We start from the raw sequence: 18,635 nt of genomic DNA, 5'->3' as shown, positions 1-18,635 counted from the left end.
GCAACGCCGTTGTCAGCCCAGGCTTCTCAATCTTGGCGTTGAGCACCGCTCCGGCAATCACCGTGAGTGGTCTGAGGTCCTGCTCGAGCCGGTTGCGACCAGCGTTGCGGCGCTGTCGAAACGATCAAGGAGATCGCGAGCTTCGGTCAGGAATCTCACGCCCGTCGGAGTGGGAGACAGCGGGTCGGTTCGCTCGATCACGCTGAACCCCACGACGCTTTCAATGATCCTGAGCTGCCGGCGGAGGGTGACCTCGGGGACGCTGATTGCCGGTGCGGCAGCCGACAGGCCGGGGTGTCCGGGTATTTGGAGGAGGTTGCGTAGCCACGGCAGGCAGCTCCTCCTATTACTGAGGCGTCGCATTTCTGGCGAGAGCGCGACACCGAGGTGGGCGAAGGGGTTCGAACCGAGTCCGTTGGAACGTCGCGGGATGTCCCAAATCCGCAGGAAGCGCGACACGGTGTCTTGATGGAGGCCGAGTTCGTGCGCGATATCAAGACAGCCGCGTCCTTTCATGGCGTACTCCCCTTCCAGCCAATCTCTGGTAACCATGCCCGGCAGGAGGGGAGGAACTCCGCGCCCTGAGCTAGGGATCTTGGCCTCGACGAGTGCTCGACGAACGGTGCGAGAGCTGCACCCCGCGAGCTGCGCGATATCGACGACAGAGAGTCGCTGTTCCTGGTAGAGCCGTTGCAGTTCTCGTGGCGAGAGAACGTCTTGGCGCGGAATGTTGCGGCCCGGAACGCTGGGACGCGGCGGGGGATCGGGCGCTGTCCCACCGATATCAGCCATTTCAAGGTGCAAGAGGACGTGGTCCTCGCTGATGTCCAGGTGTCTCGCAACCTCCGCCAGCGGGCGGCCCGCGATCAGCATCTCGGCGAGTGCGGAGTGGTCGATCTTTTCGGGATCTTCTCCGGGCCATGCAATTCTTTCGAGCCAGGTGGCCGGCGGTTGCCAAAGCACGGGTTCTTCAATTTGGTGAGCCTGGAGGTTCTTTACTGCCTGCTGGAAGAGGAATCCTTTGAGCTCTGTGGTGATCTGGTGCGAGAGGTTCGTGTTCCAGGTCGGGGTCCGGGATGAGCTGCCAGGGTCTGCTCCGAGGAGAATCTTGAGAAGGTGCCACCGGAGTCTCTTGATCTGCGTCGGTCCGCTCCGAAGGCCGCGACGGCGGCAGTACCCATGGAAGGCGTCCAGGTCGAATCTGATAGTGGCCTCGGAGAAGATGGTCCGCCGACGGCGATAGTCGATGGGAACTGGATGAGCGTCAATAGCGCGAGCTAACTCGGCCAAGAGTGCGGCAAGTTCATCGGGGCGCTGCTTTTCGAGTGCTGCGTCGAGAGCATTCCTGTTGTCGGATGTGTGCGGATTGCCCAGAAGTTCAGCGGCTCTAGGATAGTCCCAGAATGTTCCAGGCGTAAGGAGCAGAGTCGCGCATGCTCGGCGGAGTCCGGACAACCTGAATAGGGGTTCGGGCAGGCGAGGCAACATCCGGATTGTCCAAGAGGGCCAGAGCATCGCCGGCAGTCGGGCCGCTCGACGTCGTACGTCTTCGTCGGCGAGGGTCGGCCAGGTCGGACCACTCGTGGTCGTGCCGAAACGCAGGCGCGCAGTCCAGGTCAGTTCGTTGGACACGGCGGTCAGAGCACGAGACATCACGCGGGGTCCGGCTGGAACCCAGTCAACGAGCCAGGATGTCGGATAAGTATTCTTCCGCCTCGAACGTTGGGCCTCCATCAACCAAGCAAAGACTGCATCACTGTCATCCCGGTCCTGGAGCACTGCAATCCTGGCGATGGTGGTGCCAACTGCCACGCCGTGAGCGTTCACTCCGCTCTCTCGATTCGCTAGTTTAGGCAGATCACCACCGAGTTCCGCGAGGACTTCATGGACAACGGAAGGCGCTGTGGACAGCCTGTCGTTGATCCCGCGCAATGCCGACCGGCCGAGGACGGCCAGTTCGCGACCATGCAGCAAGGAGTCGTCCAGAGAATCACCGATTTGCAAGAATTTGGAGGTGGCGTCTTGCTGGGCATTGAGGACCAATGAGTCTGCAGAGAGGACAGGGGTAGCCGCGTGCGGCAGGAAGAACTCGCAGGGGGCGGCGCCGGCAGTGCCCGTTCCGTAGAGGCAGACTCCCGCAGGAGAGTTCCGCAGGTGCTGTCGCCCATGAACCACGGGCGGTTGTCCGCATTCTGGGCAGCAATCGAGCAACAGCATTCCGTGCCGGGTGCAGGCAAATGACCACGGCAGTCGCCATGAAATCTGCCAACGTCCGGCGCTTTCGTCGAGACAACCGGGGCAGAAGCGGCTGGTATTGCCGGTGTGCCGCCAGTTCGGTGGGCGGCTCAGACGGCGCGTCGGACGGTCGATGTTCACCGCCACTCCGTCCCAGGGTTCGAGCGTCATCGGCGTCAGTTCCTCCGAGGCGAGCCCCGTGCGTTCGGAAAGTACCTGCCGTTCGCGGTCTGTCAGATACCGGACCATGTGGTTGGGACGGGCTCTGTGCAGACCAATGAAGCTCAGGAACTGCGGCACGCCCGTCCGCAGGCGGCGGGCGTATGCCGCCAGCCAGCTGTCGAGGGACTCCCCCTCAACCGGGGGAACCCAGAGAGGAATGCGGTCATCCGTCCATTCCGTCATGCCGATTTCCTGCCGGGTGATGCGGGATGACTGGTCAGCAGGCCGGCCTCGATGGCGGCTTCGAGTTCCTCACGGGCTTCCTCGGCAGCGACGTCGTTCTTCACCTGGTCCATGAGGTCCTTGTCGAGGCGCTCATGGCCGCAGCGGATGGCGCGGAGGCAGCCGCGGTTGATCAGTGCCATGAGGGAGGCAAAGTGGCCGGTGGAGCGAGAGTAGAGATAGTCGGAAAGTTCCTGGGCGAGCATCCCTGGGTATTTCTCCGCCAGGACGAGCTTCTTCTCGATCGTCTTCAGCAGGACCTGCCACTGCCGACGTCCCTCCTCGTTCTCGATCTGGAAAGGGAGCAATGTCAGTGGAGTGGTGCGGCGTCCGAACTGGGCGAGTTCGTTCTTCTTGCCGGAGAATCCCTCGCTGAGGATGCCGCGCTGCTGGACCCCGACGCCGACATAGATGAGGGTGACAGGGAAGACGTTTGCCAGGTACTTCAACTGGTTGGACATGCGAACCGAGTTGGTTTTCGCTCCGGCCAGGAAGTGGATGTCGTCGATGATGAAAACGGCGGTTCTCATGGACAACACCGCGTCCACAGCCCGCTCGGCCAGGGTGTCGGCGTCCCCCGTGACCGGCAGTCCGTAGAAGCGGCAGATCGCGGCGTTCAGGCCGCGGATCTGTGTGTTCCCACTCAGTGCGATGTAGATGATGGGGACCCTGCGGTCTCCGCTAGGGGTGGTTTCCCCGCGCAAGGTGATCTGTTCACGGAATAGCTTCCGGCCGTAGGCGCGGACTGCGGTGCTCTTTCCGAGTCCTGGGTAGGAATCCAGCAGTGCTGCCGGTTTCGTCTTATCCCCGTCCTGCCGGTTCGAATCGACAATCTCGTCCAGCTCATCGTGTAGTTGGAGGAGTTGCGGGGTTTCAATCGGGCCGATGTTGGCATGCCAGACCGCCCGGCTGTCGTTATGCATTAAGAGCGCTCGCGGCGAGAGGTCAGCCAGTTGCGCTCTGGTGTGCTGTTCCGGTCGGATCCGGTCCGGCCCGTTGACCTCCTGAAGCCAGCCCGGAAGCCGGGTGGGACTGTACTGGCGGTCGTCGCCTTCGAACGGCTCGACGCCGTCCGGCGCTTTCAACGGCTGTCCCAGATATCGGCGTAGTAGTCGTCCTCATCGATGAGAGCGGATTCGTCGCCCGGGAAGGCTGCCTCGCATTCCTCATCCTCGTCGTCGTCCCCGCCGAGTTCGTTGTCCTCAGTTCCGACGATGACAAGGCCGGGCTCGGCGGGCTCGGCTTCTGCTGGGTCTTGTTCGGATGGACTCAGGGCGGCAATGCGTCGGACCGATGGCAGCGAGGCGACCTCGTCCTCTGCCTCCCGTGGTTCGTCGGCCTCTCCCACCAGCTGTAGCCGTTCCTGGGAGAGACGGAGGGCCATGCGTCGCTCAGTGCGATCCGCGGCCAATCCGGCGCCCCACCGTTCGAGGAGTTCGACCAACGCGCGTTTGGTGTCGGGGAACCGGTGCGTCTTCTTCGCAATCCGGCGAGCGTAGACCAGCGCCTCTCTGCTGAACGGTCCATTCAGGGCGGCCGCGTGTTCCCAGTCGAGCGTATGCCATGTCCGAAGGTCTGGGTCCTGGAAATACACCTTGCGCATATCGCCGCGGTCCACCGCGATCGGCCACTTGCCCGCGTCCACTCCGCGATAGGGGCTGGGCTGGTTGCGGTAGTTGTTCAGCGCATCCCCGTTGTAGCGCATCCCTTCGATCTCGACGCCGTAGTGGTGGATCGGGACGCGTTCCTCCTCCAGGAACTCCAGAGCCATATTGGGGCGGGCCGGGATCCGCAGTGGTCCCGCCCGGGTGACTCCGTGCTCGAACATGTCCAGCGGACTGAGCTGAAGCCCAGGGACCTCCGGAATCCGCAGGCCGCGGTGGCGGCGCCGGTGATAGATCAGAGTGATCCATTCACGGATGATCGCTTCGAGTTCGTCGATGAAGAAGAATGCCTCGTCCTCGACCTTCTCGCCGCGGCTGTGCACGTCCGAGCCCTTGTAGCCGGGCAGCGCGGCCAGCACTCCCTGGTTGAGGGTTCGGAACCAGCGTTCGACCGGCTTGTCGGTCGGTGTCTTCGGCCGGGCCGGCTGCAGAGAGATGTCCAGCTTCGCGCAGACGCTCTCGATGTGGTTCGACAGGTAGACCTTGCCGTGGTCATAGATGATCGTCTCGGCCGCGACCGTGGGCAGCAGCGGCTGCCCGTCCCGGTCGACGAGCTTGTCCGCATCGACCACGACGGTGGACGGCACTCCGCAATACGGCAGCGGCTCGCTCCCGTCCCCCGGAACGTCTTGTGGCCGGACCGTCTCGAACAACACCCCAGCCACGTCCGTTGACTTCGTCGACACCGGGGTGAGGCGGAGCCCGGTGATGCACCGGCTATAGAGATCCATCGCGACCGTGAGCTCACACCGCACCCACCGGCAGGTCACCGGTTCCATCGCGAAGACGTCCAGGCAGTTGGTGTCCAGCACCACATACTCGCCCGGTCGTGTCGCGCGCAGCCGACCGTAGGTCCCCTTCGGGGCGTCCGCGATCGACCTCTTCCCCTTCGTGCTGCCCTCGAAGGCGTTCGTTCCCTTGGTAAGCACTCGAAGTGCCTCATAGCCCGTCGTGCGGGCCGGAAACGGGACCGTGCCATCCCCATACTTCTTGGCCAGACGCTCTTCGATCTCGATCAGGATCAGACTCCGCACCGGCCGGGATGACTTCTCGTGGCCTTTCAAAACTGACCGGGTCATCTCCAGCCACCGAGGGTCGACCTTGTCAAGCACGCTCTTTTGAGGGCGGTCGCGAACCAGGCCGGCCGGGCCGGAGCTATTCACTTGCCGTACCCAGTTGCGGATCGTGGTTTCGGAAACTCCCAGTTCTGCCGCCTTGGCCGCGTACCGGTGCATTTTCGGTGTTCCGGGCGCGTAGTCGGGTCGTGGCTCGCCCGCCAGAGCCAGTTCCTCGCTGCCGAGTTGATAGCCGGTGCGGACCTCCTGGACATGGCGAAACTGCCGGGTCAGCTCATCGTCCTCTTTGTCGCTGAGACCGCTCAGGGCAGCCGCATCAGCTGATTCACCTTGCGGGGCCGGAGTGAGGATCTCGGTGGTGGGATGCGCCAACAGCACAGAGATATCAACCTGCCGCCACTGCGGGACACCGACGACAGAGACTGCCGGCTGGAGAAGAATCCGGCGACCCTCAATTTCGGCGACCGTGAATTGTTCACCGTCGAAGCTGATCGGCAACCCTGGCCTCAAGGGCGTCGTCCACGTGCTCATACGCACCTGCGCAGCACCGACTCACCCGACAACGGACGCGACAGGTCCGTCGTCAACCGTCCCGACCACAACAGAGCCATGAACGCTGGCCTCGCCTCCTCGGCGGGCCGCCCATTGGCCAACTGGCGCTCAGCCAAGGCCAGTTTTTCGCCGTCGGTCACCTGCTGCCATGCCTGCTCTGTTTCCGTTGCGGACACCACACCGGGACGCCGGTAGGCAGCGAGGAACCGCACGTTCTCCAGCAGCACCCGATCCGCTCCGGACCAGATTTCGTAGTCCCAGCCATGCTGCCGGAACAGCTCGCCAGGCCACGCAAGAGCCTCCACGATCTTCGGATCCTTCAAGCGGCTCGCTGGCTTGACATTCACCACCCGCACGGTCCCCGAACGCATGACCAGCAGAAAGTCCGGCACGTGGTGGCGAGTCCGGTCGCCGACCCGGGCCGCCAGGCGGCACGGCTGAGCAAAGATCCCCCGCACTTCCGGATCGAAGTCCGCCAGCAGCAATCGGGCGAGCTCCAGGCGGCTTTCGTACACCACGTGCCCACCCGTCGTTGCAGACGAGTACTTGCCCGAGTAGTGGGCCATCCCGTGGACGGAGCGAACAGCCCGCCACGGCTGGGACTCCGCAAAATCGGTCAACCTGAGTTGTCGGATCGGGACTTCGCGTACCGATCCATCGACGTACCGGATCGAGGTCGAAGGGACTTTTCGTGTACGACGGGTACCGCCCGCTCTCCGTACTGCCATGCTTGAGACGGTACGGAGAGCGGGCGTTGCAGACTCAGCGGAGATCGAAAGAGGCCCAGAGAGGACCGCTACTGAACGTAGCCATTGTCAAAGGAACCGCGGATTTGCCAATCCGATGTCAATGAAACACCTTCATTGTCAATGATCATGCGGATCCTAGAGCCGCGATCAGACGACCGGGGCCGGGTAGGTCGGGTACTCCACCCCGGAGACGTGCTGGACGACGCGGATGACCTGGCAGGAGTAGCCGAACTCGTTGTCGTACCAGAGGTAGAGGATCGCGTTGTCGCCCTCGACCTTGGTGGCGCCGGCGTCGACGATCGAGGCGTGGCGCGAGCCGATGAAGTCGTTCGAGACGGCGTCGGGCGCGCTGGTGAAGTCGATCTGGCGCTTGAGCGGCGAGGTCAGCGACACGTGGCGGAGGTAGTCGAGGACCTCCTCGCGGTTGGTCTCCCGCGCGAGCTGGAGGTTGAGGATCGCGATCGAGACATCCGGCACCGGGACGCGGATCGAGCTGCCGGTGATCTTCGCGTCCAGGTCGGGCAGCGCCTTGGCGACGGCCGAGGCGGCACCGGTCTCGGTGATGACCATGTTGAGCGGCGCCGAGCGGCCGCGACGGTCGGAGTTGTGGTAGTTGTCCAGCAGGTTCTGGTCGTTGGTGAAGGAGTGGACGGTCTCCACGTGGCCGCGCAGGACGCCGTACTCGTCCGCCATCGCCTTCAGCGGTGGGACGATCGCGTTGGTGGTGCAGGACGCGCAGGACAGGATCTGCTCGTCCGGCTTGATCGAGTCGTGGTTGACGCCGTGGACGACGTTGGGGACGTCACCCTTGCCCGGGGCGGTCAGGACGACCTTGTCGATACCGGGGCGCAGGTGCTTCGAGAGGCCCTCGCGGTCGCGCCACTTTCCGGTGTTGTCGATGAGGATGGCGTCCTTGATGCCGTACGCCGTGTAGTCGACCTCCGACGGGTCGCTCGCGTAGATCACCTTGATCTCGTTGCCATTGGCGATGATCTTGCTGTTCGCCTCGTCGACGGTGATCGTGCCCTGGAACTGGCCGTGGATGGAGTCGCGGCGCAGCAGCGAGGCGCGCTTGACGAGGTCCTGCTCGCCACCCTGGCGGACGACGACGGCGCGCAGCCGCAGGCCGTTGCCGGAGCCGGCCTTCTCGATGAGCAGGCGGGCGACGAGGCGGCCGATGCGGCCGAACCCGTAGAGGACGACGTCGCGCGGCTCGCGGCGCTCGATCTTGTCGGTACCCGTGGCACCGGCGACGGCCTCGGCGGTGAACTCCTCCACCGACAGACCGCGGTCGTCGGTCCGGTACGTCTCGGCGAGCATCGCGATGTCGATCTGCGACGGGCCGAGATCGAGCGTGGTGAGGGCCTGCAGGAACGGCAGCGTCTCGGTGATCGAGAGCTCCTCGCCGGCGATCTGCCGGGCGAAGCGGTGCGTCTTGAGGATGCTGACCACCGACTTGTTCACCAAGGAGCGGCTGTGTAGCAGGACCGTGACGTCCCGCTCACGGTGCAGCTTCCCGATGATCGGGATCATCGACTCCGCGATCTCTTCGCGGTTTTTCCAGTTGGTGAACGAGTCGTCATTGACAGTCACAGGTTTATCTTTCGAGCTAGGCGGTGCTCATATGCTAACCCGACGCCCCTTCGCTCCTTCAAGGGGTGCCGTCATGAGGGCGTACCGGGATCGGATCCATGGTCATTCCGGGTGGGGGGCGGACCGCGGTGCGGGGGCTTCCGTGTCGCACCGCCGGCCGCGCCCAAGATCGGTCCGCCACTCCGCCCGCCCTTCCGCGCATCTCCCCGTTCAGCGCATCTGACGGTGCGTCAGTAGCGGTGCCGGGTGACGCTCGGATCATGGAACAGCCTTCGGGATCCCGGCTGCGCACCGGCCTTGCGCTCCTCCTGGCCGTCACGGCGCTCCTCGTGCCCTGGTCCCCGGCGGCCGCCGCGCCCAAGGAGTCGAGGGACGGCGGGCGCACCGGCTCGGCCTGGCTTCCCTACTGGGGCGACACCGACGCCGCCTACCGCGACGCCCTGCGGCACGCCTCCCAGCTGCACACCGTCAGCCCGTTCTGGTACCAGGCCTCCTCGGACACCGCCGTCACGGGGCACGAAGGGGCGGGCCGGCGCGGCGTCATCGACGGGCTGCACGACGCGGGGATCGATGTGGTCCCCACCGTGACCGAAACGCTCGGCGCCGAGCGGATGGCCGAGCTGATGCATGATCCGCAGCGGCGCGCGGACCATGTGCAGGCCTTGCTGGGGATTATGGACAGCCGGCCGTACGACGGGCTCGACCTGGATTACGAGTCGATGGCGGTCACCCACGACAAGGAGGTCCGCGCCCGGGTGCGCACGGGATACAGCGCGCTCGTCAGGCAGCTGTGCGCGCGGCTGCACGCCCGCGACGCGCAGTGCGTGGTCACGGTGCCCGCCCGGGTCCGCGGGTCCGGTGAGGCCTTCGACTACGAGGAGCTCGGCCGGTACGCCGACCGGGTCCGGATCATGGGCTATGACCTGCACTGGTCGGGCGGCGAGGCGGGGCCGCTGTCCGCCAGGGACTGGTACGGCGAATTCCTGCGCTACGCCACCGACACCATCCCCCGGGACAAGATCGAGGTGGCCTTCCCCGGCTACGGCTGGGACTGGGTCACCGGTGTCACCGGCCATGCCGCGCACCGGACCTGGAAGGAGGCCGAGGCGCTGCGCGAGCGGGAGGACGCGGACTACCTCTTCGACGAGCGGTCCGGCACCCCGCACTTCACCTACCGCAAGGACGGCGACGACCACGAGGTCTGGTACCAGGACGCGCGCGGTGTCCGGGAGCTGATGCCGCTGCTGCGGAAGTACGGGGTGCGCGGCACCGGGCTGTGGGCACTCGGCTTCGAGGACCCGGGGACCTGGGCGGCGCTCCGCGGCGAGTAGTCGCGGCGCCGCCCGGGGAGCGTCAGGGGGCGGATGCCCGTCGTCGCCCGTCGTCGCCGCCGTGTGGCGGAGACTGTTCCCTCAGGGATACCGACCGCTTAGTATGTCGCTGGCGAGGGGGCCGGTGTGCCCTTCGCCCCACCGCGTATCCAAGTCTGTGGAGGCACCAGGTGAAGGCATGGCGCGTACACGCGAACGGCGAGCCGCGTGAAGTGATGCGGCTGGAGGAGGTGCCGGATCCCCAGCCGGGCCCCGGGCAGCTGCTGCTGCGGGTGCGGGCCGCCAACGTCAACTTCCCGGACGCGCTGCTGTGCCGCGGGCTCTACCAGGCGCGGCCGCCGCTGCCGTTCACCCCGGGCGTGGAGATCTGCGGCGAGGTCCTCGCCGTGGGGGAGGGCGCGACCGGTGACATCGGCGCGCGGGTGCTCGCCCAGCCGCCGCTGCCCGGCGGGGGACTGGCCGAACTCGCCGTCGTCGACGCGGCAACCGTCCGCCCCGCCCCCGAGGTCCTGGACGACGCCGAGGCCGCGGCGCTGCACGTCGGCTACCAGACCGGCTGGTTCGGACTGCACCGCCGGGCCCGTCTCCAGCCGGGCGAGACCCTGCTGGTGCACGCCGCCGCGGGTGGCGTCGGCAGCGCCGCCGTCCAGCTCGGCAAGGCCGCCGGTGCGCGGGTCATCGGTGTCGTGGGCGGCGCGGAGAAGGCCCGTGTCGCCCGTGAACTGGGCTGCGACCTCGTGCTCGACCGGCACCGCGACGACCTCGTCGCCGCCGTCAAGGACGCCACCGGCGGCCGCGGCGCCGATGTCGTCTACGACCCGGTGGGTGGCGAGGCGTACGCCAAGTCGGTCAAGTGCATCGCGTTCGAGGGCCGGATCGTCGTCGTCGGCTTCGCCGGCGGCGCCATCCCCAGCCCGGCCCTCAACCACGCCCTGGTGAAGAACTACGCGATCCTGGGCCTGCATTGGGGCCTGTACCAGATCAAGGACCCGGCCGCGATCGACGCCTGCCACGAAGAGCTGACCAAACTCGCCGCGCAGGGCACCGTCAAGCCGCTCATCGGCGGGCGGGTCCCGCTGGCCGCGGCCGCCGACGCCGTCCAGCGGGTCGCCGACGGGACGTCCGTCGGCCGGCTCGTGGTGCTCCCCGGAGCGGAGGAGGCACGATGACCGACGCCGCGGACCTGCGGCGGCGCACCGCCGCCCTGCTCACCGCCCACCCGCCGGCCACCACCGGACGGCTGGACTTCCTGCGCGCCCGCTTCGACGCCGGGCTCGCCTGGGTCCACTTCCCCGAGGGCCTCGGCGGACTCGACGCGCCCCGCTCCCTGCAGTCCGTCGTGGACGCCGAGCTCACGGCCGCCGGCGCCCCCGACAACGACCCGGGACGGATCGGCATCGGCCTCGGCATGGCCGCGCCGACCATCCTGCGCTTCGGCTCCGAGGAGCAGAAACAGCGCTGGCTGCGCCCCTTGTGGACCGGCGAGGAGGTGTGGTGCCAGCTGTTCAGCGAGCCCGGGGCGGGCTCCGACCTGGCGGCGCTGGCGACCCGCGCGGTACGGGACGCGGAAGGCGCCCGCTCGGACGCCGAGGGCGGGGGAGACCGGGTTGTGGAGGGCGGGAGAGACCAGGGTGTGGAGGGCGGGGGAGGCTGGGTCGTGGACGGCCAGAAGGTCTGGACGTCCAGCGCGCATCTGGCCCGCTGGGCCATTCTGATCGCCCGCACCGACCCCTCGGTGCCCAAGCACCGCGGTATCAGCTACTTCGTGTGCGACATGACCGACCCCGGCGTCGAGGTGCGGCCGCTACGGCAGATCACCGGCGAGGCCGAGTTCAACGAGGTCTTCCTCACCGGGGTGCGGATCCCCGACGCCCATCGCCTCGGCGAGGTCGGCGAGGGCTGGAAGGTCGCGCAGACCACGCTGATGAACGAGCGGGTCGCCATCGGAGGCTCCCGTATCCCCCGTGAGGGCGGCATGATCGGCGTCGCCGCCGAGGACTGGCGCGCCCGCCCCGCACTGCGCACCCACGACCTGCACCAGCGGCTGCTGACGCTGTGGGTGGAGGCCGAGGTCGCCCGGCTGACCGGCGAGCGGCTGCGCCAGCAGCTCTCCCCCACTCTCAACTCCGTTCGAGCGGGAGGTGCCCCCACGGGCCAACCCGGCCCCGAGGGCAGCGGGATGAAGCTGGCGTTCGCCCGGCTCGCCCAGGAGATCAGCGGCTGGGAGGTGGAGTTCCTCGCCGAGGACGGGCTGACCTACGACGACTGGACGATGCGCCGGCCCGACGGCGTCGACTTCACCGGCCGCGAGGCCGGCTACCGCTATCTGCGCGCCAAGGGGAACTCCATCGAAGGAGGCACCTCGGAAGTGCTGCTCAACATCGTCGCCGAACGCGTGCTGGGGCTGCCGCCCGAGCCGCGCACCGACAAGGACGTCGCGTGGAAGGACCTCCCCCGATGACCGACGGGACACCCCGCCCCGGCGCCCCGGCGCCCGACCCCGACCTCCTGTACTCCGAGGACGAGGAGGCGCTGCGCGCCGCCGTACGGTCGCTGCTCGCCGACCGCGGCGCCCCGGCCACCGTGCTCGCCGCCCTGGAGTCCGGCGCCCCCCACGACACCGGCCTGTGGCGGGCGCTCGCCACCGACATCGGCACCGCGGGACTGCTGGTCCCCGAGAAGCTCGGCGGACACGGCGCGAGCGCCCGCGAGGCCGCCGTGGTCCTGGAGGAGCTGGGCCGCTCGGTGGCGCCCGTGCCCTATCTGACCAGCGCCGTCATCGCGGTGACCGCACTGCTCGGCTGCGGCGACGGTGCCGGGGTCGCCGCGCCGCTCGCCGCACTCGCCGCCGGCCGCACCGTCGGCGTGCTGGCCCTCCCGCTGCCCACCGCTCCCGGCACCCCGCCGGACCTCGCCGTACGGGCCGCGGCGGACGGCACCCTCACCGGCCGGGTGACCTCGGTCGCCGACGCCGCGTCCGCCGCGCTGCTGCTGGTCCCCGCCGAGGGCACCGACGGACCGGCGCTGTACGCGGTCGAGGCCGCGGCGGAGGGCGTCCGCACCGACACCGTCACCCCCCTCGACCTCACCCGCCCCCTCGGCCATCTCACCTTCGACGGCGCCCGCGGCCGCCTGCTGGCCACCGGGGACCGCGCCCGCGCCGCCGTCGACCGTGCCCTGCTCACCGGTGCCGGACTGCTCGCCTCGGAACAGCTGGGCGTGGCCGAATGGTGTCTGGCCGAGACCGTGCGCCATACCGCCGAGCGCACCCAGTTCGGCCGCCCCGTCGGCTCGTTCCAGGCGCTCAAGCACCGGATGGCCGCGCTCTGGCTGGAGGTCGCCTCGGCCCGCGCCGCCGCCCGGTACGCCGCCGACGCCCTGGCCTCCGACAGCCCCGACGCCCCGGTGGCGGTGGCCGTCGCCCAGGCGTACTGCGGGCCGGTGGCGGTACGCGCCGCCGAGGAGTGCGTCCAGCTGCACGGCGGCATCGGCATGACCTGGGAGCACCCGGCCCATCTGTTCCTCAAGCGGGCCAAGAGCGATGAACTCGCCCTCGGCTCGCCGGGACGGCACCGGGACGCCCTGGGCGCCCTGGTCGGGATCGACGCACCGTAGGGGCTGCACCGCGCGGCGGCGGTCACGCGGTGACGGCGAAGGTCCGGCTGACCCCCCGGACCGCGCCGTCACCGGCGGTGGCCACCTCCAGGAAGTAGCGGGGGCCCGGCGGCACGTTGGGCAGCGTCACCAGTGCCTCGCCCTGCCGCCCGTCGCCGGCCCGGGGCGCCACCACCGACACCCGCTCCGCGGGGCCGTGGCCGTTGTCCGACCACAGCCAGATGTCCACCTGCTCACCCGTGGTGTTCGTCCAGGCCACCGTGGTGCTGCCGTTCGCCTTGTAGTCGACGCCCGGCGCGGGGGCGGTCACCACGATCCGCCCCGTCGGGGGAGAGGTGTACCGCCCCTCGCCGGTATCGGCGGCGGGTGCGCCCAGGGCCGAGGTGGCGGCCCGCGCGGCCGAGCCCGCATGACCGGACGTGGCGGCCACCGCACCGCCCTCCCGCGGCCGGCTCTTCGCGGCCTCGGGGTGCGACGGCGCCAGCGAGATCACCAGCATGCATCCGACGGCGGTGGTGGCGACGGCGACGGCCAGACTGGTGGCCATCGAGGTGGCCCTGCACATCGTCTCCTCGTTTCCTCGGGGGAGGGGCGAGCGGGTATATCCCCGGCACTTCGATCATCAAAAACGACGCGCTGAGCGATCACCTGGATGGACATCTCCGGCGCGACAGGCTCCCCGCGGTGCAGGAAAATCCCCCGGTGTGAACGATGCCGGTCGCTACATCGGTGATGTCTGGAAAGTGCGGTTCGGGTAGCGTCGCACGCATGAAGACCGCAACTCGTCGTGCTCTGACCGGACCCGTTCTGCTGCTGGTGGCCCTGCTGCTGGCGGCGGCCGCGGCGATGGCACCGCAGGCCCGTGCTGCCGGGGGGCTCGACGAAGCCGCGGCCGCCCTGAAGAAGGGCCCGGTCTACGTCGATCCGCGCGCCTCGGGCCAGTTCTCCACCGCCCAGGCGGACAGCCTGGCCAAGAAGATCAAGGACGCGGACAAGCCGGTCTTCGTCGCCGTGCTGCCGCGCACCGCCGACTACCCGCCCCGCACGCTGCTGAAGGACCTGCGCACCAAGGTCGGCATCAGCGGCGTCTACGCCGTCGCCCTCGGTGACGGCTTCAACGCCGGCGCCGACCCGCGGGTGATGTCGCACAACTCGGTGCAGAACCTCGTCGGCTCGGTCAAGCGCTCGGGGTACCCGACGGTCAGCGCCCGCCTGAACAGCTTCGTCGACTCCGCGGACCGGTCGGCAAGCGGCCAGGCCCCGTCCTCCTGGGGCGGCTCCGGCTCCGGCTCCGGCTTCGACACCGGCACGGCGATCGGGCTCGGGGTGCTGGTCGTCGTCGGCGGTGGCGGCGCCTACGCCCTCGCCCGCCGCACCCGCAAGCGGCGGGCCGAGGCGGAGCGGGCCGCGCTGGAGGAGCTGCGGGTCGTCGTCGACGAGGACATCACCGCCTTCGGCGAGGAGCTGGACCGGCTCGACTTCCACCCCGGTGAGGCCGGCGCCGACGACGCGATGCGCGCGGACTACAGCCGTGCGCTGGACTCGTACGAGAGCGCCAAGTCGTCGATGGCGGCGGCCCAGCACCCCGGCGAGGTGCAGGCCGTGACCCAGGCCCTGGAGGACGGCCGGTTCTCGCTGGCCACCCTTGCCGCGCGCCGGGCGGGCGAACCGCTGCCCGAGCGCCGGCTGCCCTGCTTCTTCGACCCGCGCCACGGCCCGTCCGTCGTCGATGCCACCTGGGCGCCGGCGGGCGGTGCCCAGCGCACCGTGCCGGTCTGCGCCGCCGACAAGAGCCGCCTGGACGACGGCCGGGAGCCGCTGGCCCGCACGGTCCGCACGGAGAGCGGCGACCGCCCCTACTGGGACGCGGGACCGGCCTACGCCCCCTGGGCCGGCGGCTACTTCGGCGGCGGTCTGCTGCCCGGACTCCTGGTGGGCACGCTGCTCGGCAACGTCATGATGTCGTCGGACGCCTACGGAGCCGACTTCGGCGGCGCCGGTGCCGACGGCGGTGACTTCTCCGGATCCGACTTCAACCCCGATGACTTCGGCGGCGGCTTCGGTGGTGGCGGCGGGTTCGGCGACGGTGGCGGCTTCGGCGACGGCGGCGGGTTCGGCGGGGGAGACGGCGGCTTCTGAGCCGTCAGCGGCCCGTCGTGCGCAGCACCCGTTTGGCACCGAGGAACCGCCGGTAGCGCGGCCGCGCCGCGAAGTCCGCATAGCGCCAGACGACGGGCCGGCCGGCCTCCCGGCACAGATGCAGCACCTGGTCGGGCCCCAGATGGACGCCCACATGCGCGCCGTACCCCGGGGGCCGGCCGGCGGCCCGGCCGCCGTCGAACAGCACCAGGTCCAGCGGCCGCGGACGGCCGGCCCGCCGGGTCGCCCGGTCGTCCGCCCAGAGCTCCGCGGAGCGCAACGGCGGTACCAGCAGCCCGAAGTGGCGCAGCACGGCATAGGCGTAGCGCTGGCAGTTGGCGCCGCCGGCCAGGTCGGCGAAGGCGTCGGGGACGGGCGGGCCGGCGGTACCGGCGGCCCCGTGCGGCGCGTGTGACGGGCATTCAGGTGTCCCGGCTCCCGGAATGGCGGGCACCCGAGTAGGTCACCTTGCGCAGCGCCTCGGGCAGCCGGGCGAGCGCTACCGCGCCGTCGGCGGCGGGGACTTGGCGGCGGGACTCGTCGGTCATCCGGTCATGGTGCACGGATTCTCCCTCATGCCGCACGTCGTGGTGTCGCGCAGGCTCGCTCCATCGGATCCGACGTGCACCCGACACCGCGAGGAGACCCCGATGGAACGCCGCTTTCGCCTGGCAGCTCTCTGGGGCGCGACCGTGGCCGCCGTCCTGGTGGCGGCCGGCCCGATCGGCCCGGCACACGCCGAGCCCCGGCCCGACCCGTCGCCCCAGCCCGCGCCGCGCGGCATGCTCGACGCGATGCGGCGGGACCTCGGGCTGACGGCGGCGCAGGTGCGGACCCGGCTCGCGCAGGAGGCCGATGCCCACCGTTCGGTGGCCGCCGTGCGCCGGGCGCTGAGCGCGCCGCCCGCCGGCATGTGGTTCGACCCGTCGACCGGCCGGCTCGTGGTCGCGGTCACCGGGGCCGCCGACGCGCGGCGGGTACGGGACGTCGGGGCGGTGGCCAGGACGGTGCCGCACAGCCGGGCCGCGCTCACCGGGCTCGTACGCCGGATCAACAGCCGGGCCGGCCACGGGGTGCCGGGCGTCACCGGGTGGGGGGTGGACGAGCGCGCCAACGGTGTCGTGCTCCGGGTCGGGCGCACCCGGCGTGGCCCGCGGACCGACGCCTTCGAGCGGACCGTCCGTGGCCTGGGGGCGCGGGCGAGGATCCCGGTCGCCGTCGAGCGCAGCGACCAGACGCCGCGCCAGCAGGGCGGCTCGGTGGTGGGCGGCGAGCGGTGGATGCCCGGCAGCGAGGGCATCTGCTCCATCGGCTTCTCGGTGACCGGACCGGGCGACTTCCAGGGCTTTCTGACGGCCGGCCACTGCACGCTCACCGCCGACCAGGCCGCCTACGGCAAGGACGGCAGCCGTCTGGGGACGGCCAACCAGGGCGGTGGGCACAGCGTCAACGGGCGCGAGGGCGACTTCGGGCTGGTCGGGGTCGACGGGCCGGGCTGGACCGTCAGCGCGAACGTGGCGGGTCAGGGCGGCACACCGGTCGCCGTCACCGGCCTCCAGGAGGGGCTGGTCGGGATGTCGATGTGCCGCTCCGGACAGAGCAGCGGCTGGCACTGCGGGGAGATCACCCGGGTCGACCAGACCGTGGACTACGGAAACACGGTCATCGAGGGCCTGTCGTTCACCAACGCCTGCTCGGCGCCCGGTGATTCGGGCGGTTCGTACGTCACCCAGCCCAGCGCCCCGATGGCACTCGGCGTGCACTCCGGAGGCGGCCCCGCCACCTGCGGCAACTTCGGCGGCCCCACCCTCACCATCTTCCAGCCGATCGGCGAGGCCCTGGCCAAGTGGAATCTGCGGCTGAAGACGGGCAGCCCCTGACGGCCGGTCGCCCGCGCGGGTCATACGGGCCGGCGCCCGCTCACCGGGAGACGCCCCGGCCCCGGCACCCGGCGCCTACGATGGGAAGCCAGTTGCTGATGAGCCCGGTGTGCCCCCTGTGGCGGGCCGGCGTCCGAGGGGAGCGGAGCGATCGTGACGGAAGCGACGGGCACGGCGGCGGACACCACCCACGAGGCGGCGGAGCCGTTCGCCGTCCCCATCACGGTGCGCGGCTACGAGACGGACACCCAGGGCCATCTCAACCAGAGCGTCTACCTCCAGTACGCCGAGCACGCCCGCTGGTCGCTGCTGCAGGCGAGCGGGATCCGCCAGAGCGCCATGGTGGACCGGCGCATCGGCCCGGTGACGGTCGAGACCACCATCCGCTACCGGCGGGAGCTGCGGGCCGGTGACGAGACCGAGGTGAGCTGCGCGTTCGTCTGGGGCGAGGGCAAGACCTTCCGGATCGAGCAGATCGTCCGCAGGACGGACGGGGTGGTGGCCGCCGAGGTGAGCGCCGTCTGCGGACTGCTCGACCTCACCACGCGCAAGCTGCTGACCGACCCGCGGGCGGCCTTCCGCGAACTGGCCGAGGACCCCTCGCTGCTGGGCCTCGCCGCGGACTGACGGATGTGCCGTGCGCGGCCGCCCCGGGCCACGGGGCGCGCTGCCCGGCCCGGGTAGTGGGGGCGCGTGGACATGCTGCACCTGCGCTACTTCGTGGCGGTGGCCGAAGAGCTGAATTTCTCCCAGGCGGCACGCAGGTTGCACATGGCGGCCTCTCCCCTGAGCCGGCGGATCAAGGACCTGGAACGTGAGCTGGACCAGACGCTTTTCGACCGCACCACGCACCACGTCGAACTGACCCCGGCCGGTGCCGCGTTGCTGCCGATGGCGCGCGAGGTCCTCGAACGCGTCCACGCCATCCCCTGGCGGCTGCGGGAGGCCGTCCGTCCGCAGCGCACCACCCAGCCATGCCCGCGTATTTCGATGAAATCGACACCCGCCTGAATTCCGCCGGGCTGAAGAAGGGAATTCGCCTCAACAGCTCCGATGACGCGGGAACTTTGGAACTGGTCTCCGGCGGCATCGCCTTCTCCATGACGATGCTGTCGCCGGACAGCCCGATGCATCTGTACCGGCTGGACAATGTCACCGTCCTGCCGGTGGTGGACTTCCGGCCCGAGCTGGCCACCGGGCTGCTCTACCGCAAGAACCGGGCGGAGCCGGGCGGCGACCTCGAAGCGCTCGTCGGTGCGGCGCGGCGCATCTTCGCCGAGGAGCTCTTCGCCTGAGCCGTGCGCGCCCGCACCCTGCGGAGAAGGGTATGACCGCTGTGGTCATGCCCTTCTCCGTT

Annotated in this window: 17 protein-coding genes; 9 read left to right on the top strand and 8 right to left on the bottom strand. The window is 69.5% G+C overall.

The window, feature by feature from the left end; translation table 11 throughout:
* Nucleotides 1-57 precede the first annotated feature (57 nt).
* From OIU81_RS04870 to OIU81_RS04850, 5 genes are all read right to left on the bottom strand, one after another.
* On the bottom strand, nucleotides 58-2,640 hold the full coding sequence (locus OIU81_RS04870; RefSeq protein WP_329142860.1) for a TniQ family protein: 2,583 nt from the start codon (nucleotides 2,638-2,640) through the stop codon (nucleotides 58-60).
* Nucleotides 2,637-3,764, bottom strand: coding sequence for an ATP-binding protein (locus tag OIU81_RS04865; protein ID WP_329142858.1), 1,128 nt, complete (start codon nucleotides 3,762-3,764; stop codon nucleotides 2,637-2,639). The genes OIU81_RS04870 and OIU81_RS04865 overlap by 4 nt, the downstream gene beginning before the upstream one ends.
* Entirely contained in the window at nucleotides 3,761-5,950 is a 2,190-nt protein-coding gene (locus OIU81_RS04860; protein ID WP_329142857.1) for an integrase, read from the bottom strand. The genes OIU81_RS04865 and OIU81_RS04860 overlap by 4 nt, the downstream gene beginning before the upstream one ends.
* A complete protein-coding gene (locus tag OIU81_RS04855) occupies nucleotides 5,947-6,591 on the bottom strand; it encodes a TnsA-like heteromeric transposase endonuclease subunit (protein ID WP_443073917.1) in 645 nt (214 codons plus the stop codon). The genes OIU81_RS04860 and OIU81_RS04855 overlap by 4 nt, the downstream gene beginning before the upstream one ends.
* Before the next feature lie 276 nt (nucleotides 6,592-6,867).
* Nucleotides 6,868-8,313, bottom strand: a complete 1,446-nt coding sequence (locus OIU81_RS04850; protein ID WP_329144178.1) for a glyceraldehyde-3-phosphate dehydrogenase — start codon at nucleotides 8,311-8,313, stop codon at nucleotides 6,868-6,870.
* A 260-nt stretch (nucleotides 8,314-8,573) separates the two neighbouring features.
* On the opposite strand from OIU81_RS04850, the gene OIU81_RS04845 reads away from it, so the two are divergent.
* From OIU81_RS04845 to OIU81_RS04830, 4 genes are all read left to right on the top strand, one after another.
* Complete coding sequence (locus OIU81_RS04845; protein WP_329144175.1) at nucleotides 8,574-9,644, top strand: glycosyl hydrolase family 18 protein; 1,071 nt, start codon at nucleotides 8,574-8,576, stop codon at nucleotides 9,642-9,644.
* Between the two features lie 170 nt (nucleotides 9,645-9,814).
* Nucleotides 9,815-10,813: an NADPH:quinone oxidoreductase family protein gene (locus OIU81_RS04840; protein WP_329144173.1), complete on the top strand. Its 999-nt coding sequence runs from the start codon at nucleotides 9,815-9,817 to the stop codon at nucleotides 10,811-10,813.
* A complete protein-coding gene (locus tag OIU81_RS04835) occupies nucleotides 10,810-12,105 on the top strand; it encodes an acyl-CoA dehydrogenase family protein (protein ID WP_329144171.1) in 1,296 nt (431 codons plus the stop codon). Before OIU81_RS04840 ends, OIU81_RS04835 begins: the two co-directional genes overlap by 4 nt.
* A complete protein-coding gene (locus tag OIU81_RS04830; protein ID WP_329144168.1) occupies nucleotides 12,102-13,259 on the top strand; it encodes an acyl-CoA dehydrogenase family protein in 1,158 nt (385 codons plus the stop codon). The genes OIU81_RS04835 and OIU81_RS04830 overlap by 4 nt, the downstream gene beginning before the upstream one ends.
* 22 nt (nucleotides 13,260-13,281) lie before the next feature.
* Here the strand turns inward: OIU81_RS04830 and OIU81_RS04825 are convergent, their stop codons facing one another.
* Complete coding sequence (locus tag OIU81_RS04825) at nucleotides 13,282-13,824, bottom strand: Ser-Thr-rich GPI-anchored membrane family protein (protein ID WP_329144166.1); 543 nt, start codon at nucleotides 13,822-13,824, stop codon at nucleotides 13,282-13,284.
* A 203-nt stretch (nucleotides 13,825-14,027) separates the two neighbouring features.
* On the opposite strand from OIU81_RS04825, the gene OIU81_RS04820 reads away from it, so the two are divergent.
* Nucleotides 14,028-15,398, top strand: coding sequence for a hypothetical protein (locus OIU81_RS04820; protein WP_329144164.1), 1,371 nt, complete (start codon nucleotides 14,028-14,030; stop codon nucleotides 15,396-15,398).
* 4 nt (nucleotides 15,399-15,402) lie between these two features.
* Here the strand turns inward: OIU81_RS04820 and OIU81_RS04815 are convergent, their stop codons facing one another.
* Together OIU81_RS04815 and OIU81_RS04810 are read right to left on the bottom strand one after the other, a co-directional pair.
* Nucleotides 15,403-15,852: a cell wall hydrolase gene (locus OIU81_RS04815; protein WP_329144162.1), complete on the bottom strand. Its 450-nt coding sequence runs from the start codon at nucleotides 15,850-15,852 to the stop codon at nucleotides 15,403-15,405.
* The gene (locus OIU81_RS04810) at nucleotides 15,821-15,946 is read right to left on the bottom strand and encodes a hypothetical protein (RefSeq protein ID WP_329144159.1); all 126 of its coding nucleotides are present in this window, start codon (nucleotides 15,944-15,946) and stop codon (nucleotides 15,821-15,823) included. Before OIU81_RS04810 ends, OIU81_RS04815 begins: the two co-directional genes overlap by 32 nt.
* Nucleotides 15,947-16,048: 102 nt before the next feature.
* On the opposite strand from OIU81_RS04810, the gene OIU81_RS04805 reads away from it, so the two are divergent.
* The 4 genes from OIU81_RS04805 (at nucleotide 16,049) to OIU81_RS04790 (ending at nucleotide 18,573) form a co-directional block, all read left to right on the top strand.
* Nucleotides 16,049-17,278, top strand: a complete 1,230-nt coding sequence (locus OIU81_RS04805; protein WP_329144157.1) for a S1 family peptidase — start codon at nucleotides 16,049-16,051, stop codon at nucleotides 17,276-17,278.
* A 153-nt stretch (nucleotides 17,279-17,431) separates the two neighbouring features.
* Nucleotides 17,432-17,905 carry an acyl-CoA thioesterase gene (locus tag OIU81_RS04800; RefSeq protein WP_329144155.1) on the top strand — a complete coding sequence of 158 codons (474 nt, stop codon included), beginning with the start codon at nucleotides 17,432-17,434 and terminating at the stop codon, nucleotides 17,903-17,905.
* Nucleotides 17,906-17,977: 72 nt separating this feature from the next.
* Nucleotides 17,978-18,289 carry a LysR family transcriptional regulator gene (locus OIU81_RS04795; protein WP_329154895.1) on the top strand — a complete coding sequence of 104 codons (312 nt, stop codon included), beginning with the start codon at nucleotides 17,978-17,980 and terminating at the stop codon, nucleotides 18,287-18,289.
* The gene (locus OIU81_RS04790) at nucleotides 18,253-18,573 is read left to right on the top strand and encodes a hypothetical protein (RefSeq protein WP_329144153.1); all 321 of its coding nucleotides are present in this window, start codon (nucleotides 18,253-18,255) and stop codon (nucleotides 18,571-18,573) included. Before OIU81_RS04795 ends, OIU81_RS04790 begins: the two co-directional genes overlap by 37 nt.
* The last annotated feature ends 62 nt before the right edge of the window (nucleotides 18,574-18,635 follow it).

It is taken from the genome of Streptomyces sp. NBC_01454, assembly GCF_036227565.1.
Lineage (GTDB): Bacteria > Actinomycetota > Actinomycetes > Streptomycetales > Streptomycetaceae > Streptomyces.
The sequence above is the reverse complement of the archived record's forward strand: the minus strand, read 5'-3'. Positions and strand labels throughout refer to the sequence as shown.

What these genes read in the sequence shown, in the direction of transcription:
- OIU81_RS04835 (WP_329144171.1), top strand. Translation starts at nt 10,810, where the DNA reads ATGACCGACGCCGCGGACCTGCGGCGGCGCACCGCCGCCCTGCTCACC.
- OIU81_RS04820 (WP_329144164.1), top strand. Translation starts at nt 14,028, where the DNA reads ATGAAGACCGCAACTCGTCGTGCTCTGACCGGACCCGTTCTGCTGCTG.
- OIU81_RS04805 (WP_329144157.1), top strand. Translation starts at nt 16,049, where the DNA reads ATGGAACGCCGCTTTCGCCTGGCAGCTCTCTGGGGCGCGACCGTGGCC.
- OIU81_RS04810 (WP_329144159.1), bottom strand. Translation starts at nt 15,946, where the DNA reads ATGACCGACGAGTCCCGCCGCCAAGTCCCCGCCGCCGACGGCGCGGTA.
- OIU81_RS04845 (WP_329144175.1), top strand. Translation starts at nt 8,574, where the DNA reads ATGGAACAGCCTTCGGGATCCCGGCTGCGCACCGGCCTTGCGCTCCTC.
- OIU81_RS04860 (WP_329142857.1), bottom strand. Translation starts at nt 5,950, where the DNA reads ATGAGCACGTGGACGACGCCCTTGAGGCCAGGGTTGCCGATCAGCTTC.
- OIU81_RS04825 (WP_329144166.1), bottom strand. Translation starts at nt 13,824, where the DNA reads ATGTGCAGGGCCACCTCGATGGCCACCAGTCTGGCCGTCGCCGTCGCC.
- OIU81_RS04795 (WP_329154895.1), top strand. Translation starts at nt 17,978, where the DNA reads ATGCTGCACCTGCGCTACTTCGTGGCGGTGGCCGAAGAGCTGAATTTC.
- OIU81_RS04830 (WP_329144168.1), top strand. Translation starts at nt 12,102, where the DNA reads ATGACCGACGGGACACCCCGCCCCGGCGCCCCGGCGCCCGACCCCGAC.
- OIU81_RS04870 (WP_329142860.1), bottom strand. Translation starts at nt 2,640, where the DNA reads ATGACGGAATGGACGGATGACCGCATTCCTCTCTGGGTTCCCCCGGTT.
- OIU81_RS04790 (WP_329144153.1), top strand. Translation starts at nt 18,253, where the DNA reads ATGCCCGCGTATTTCGATGAAATCGACACCCGCCTGAATTCCGCCGGG.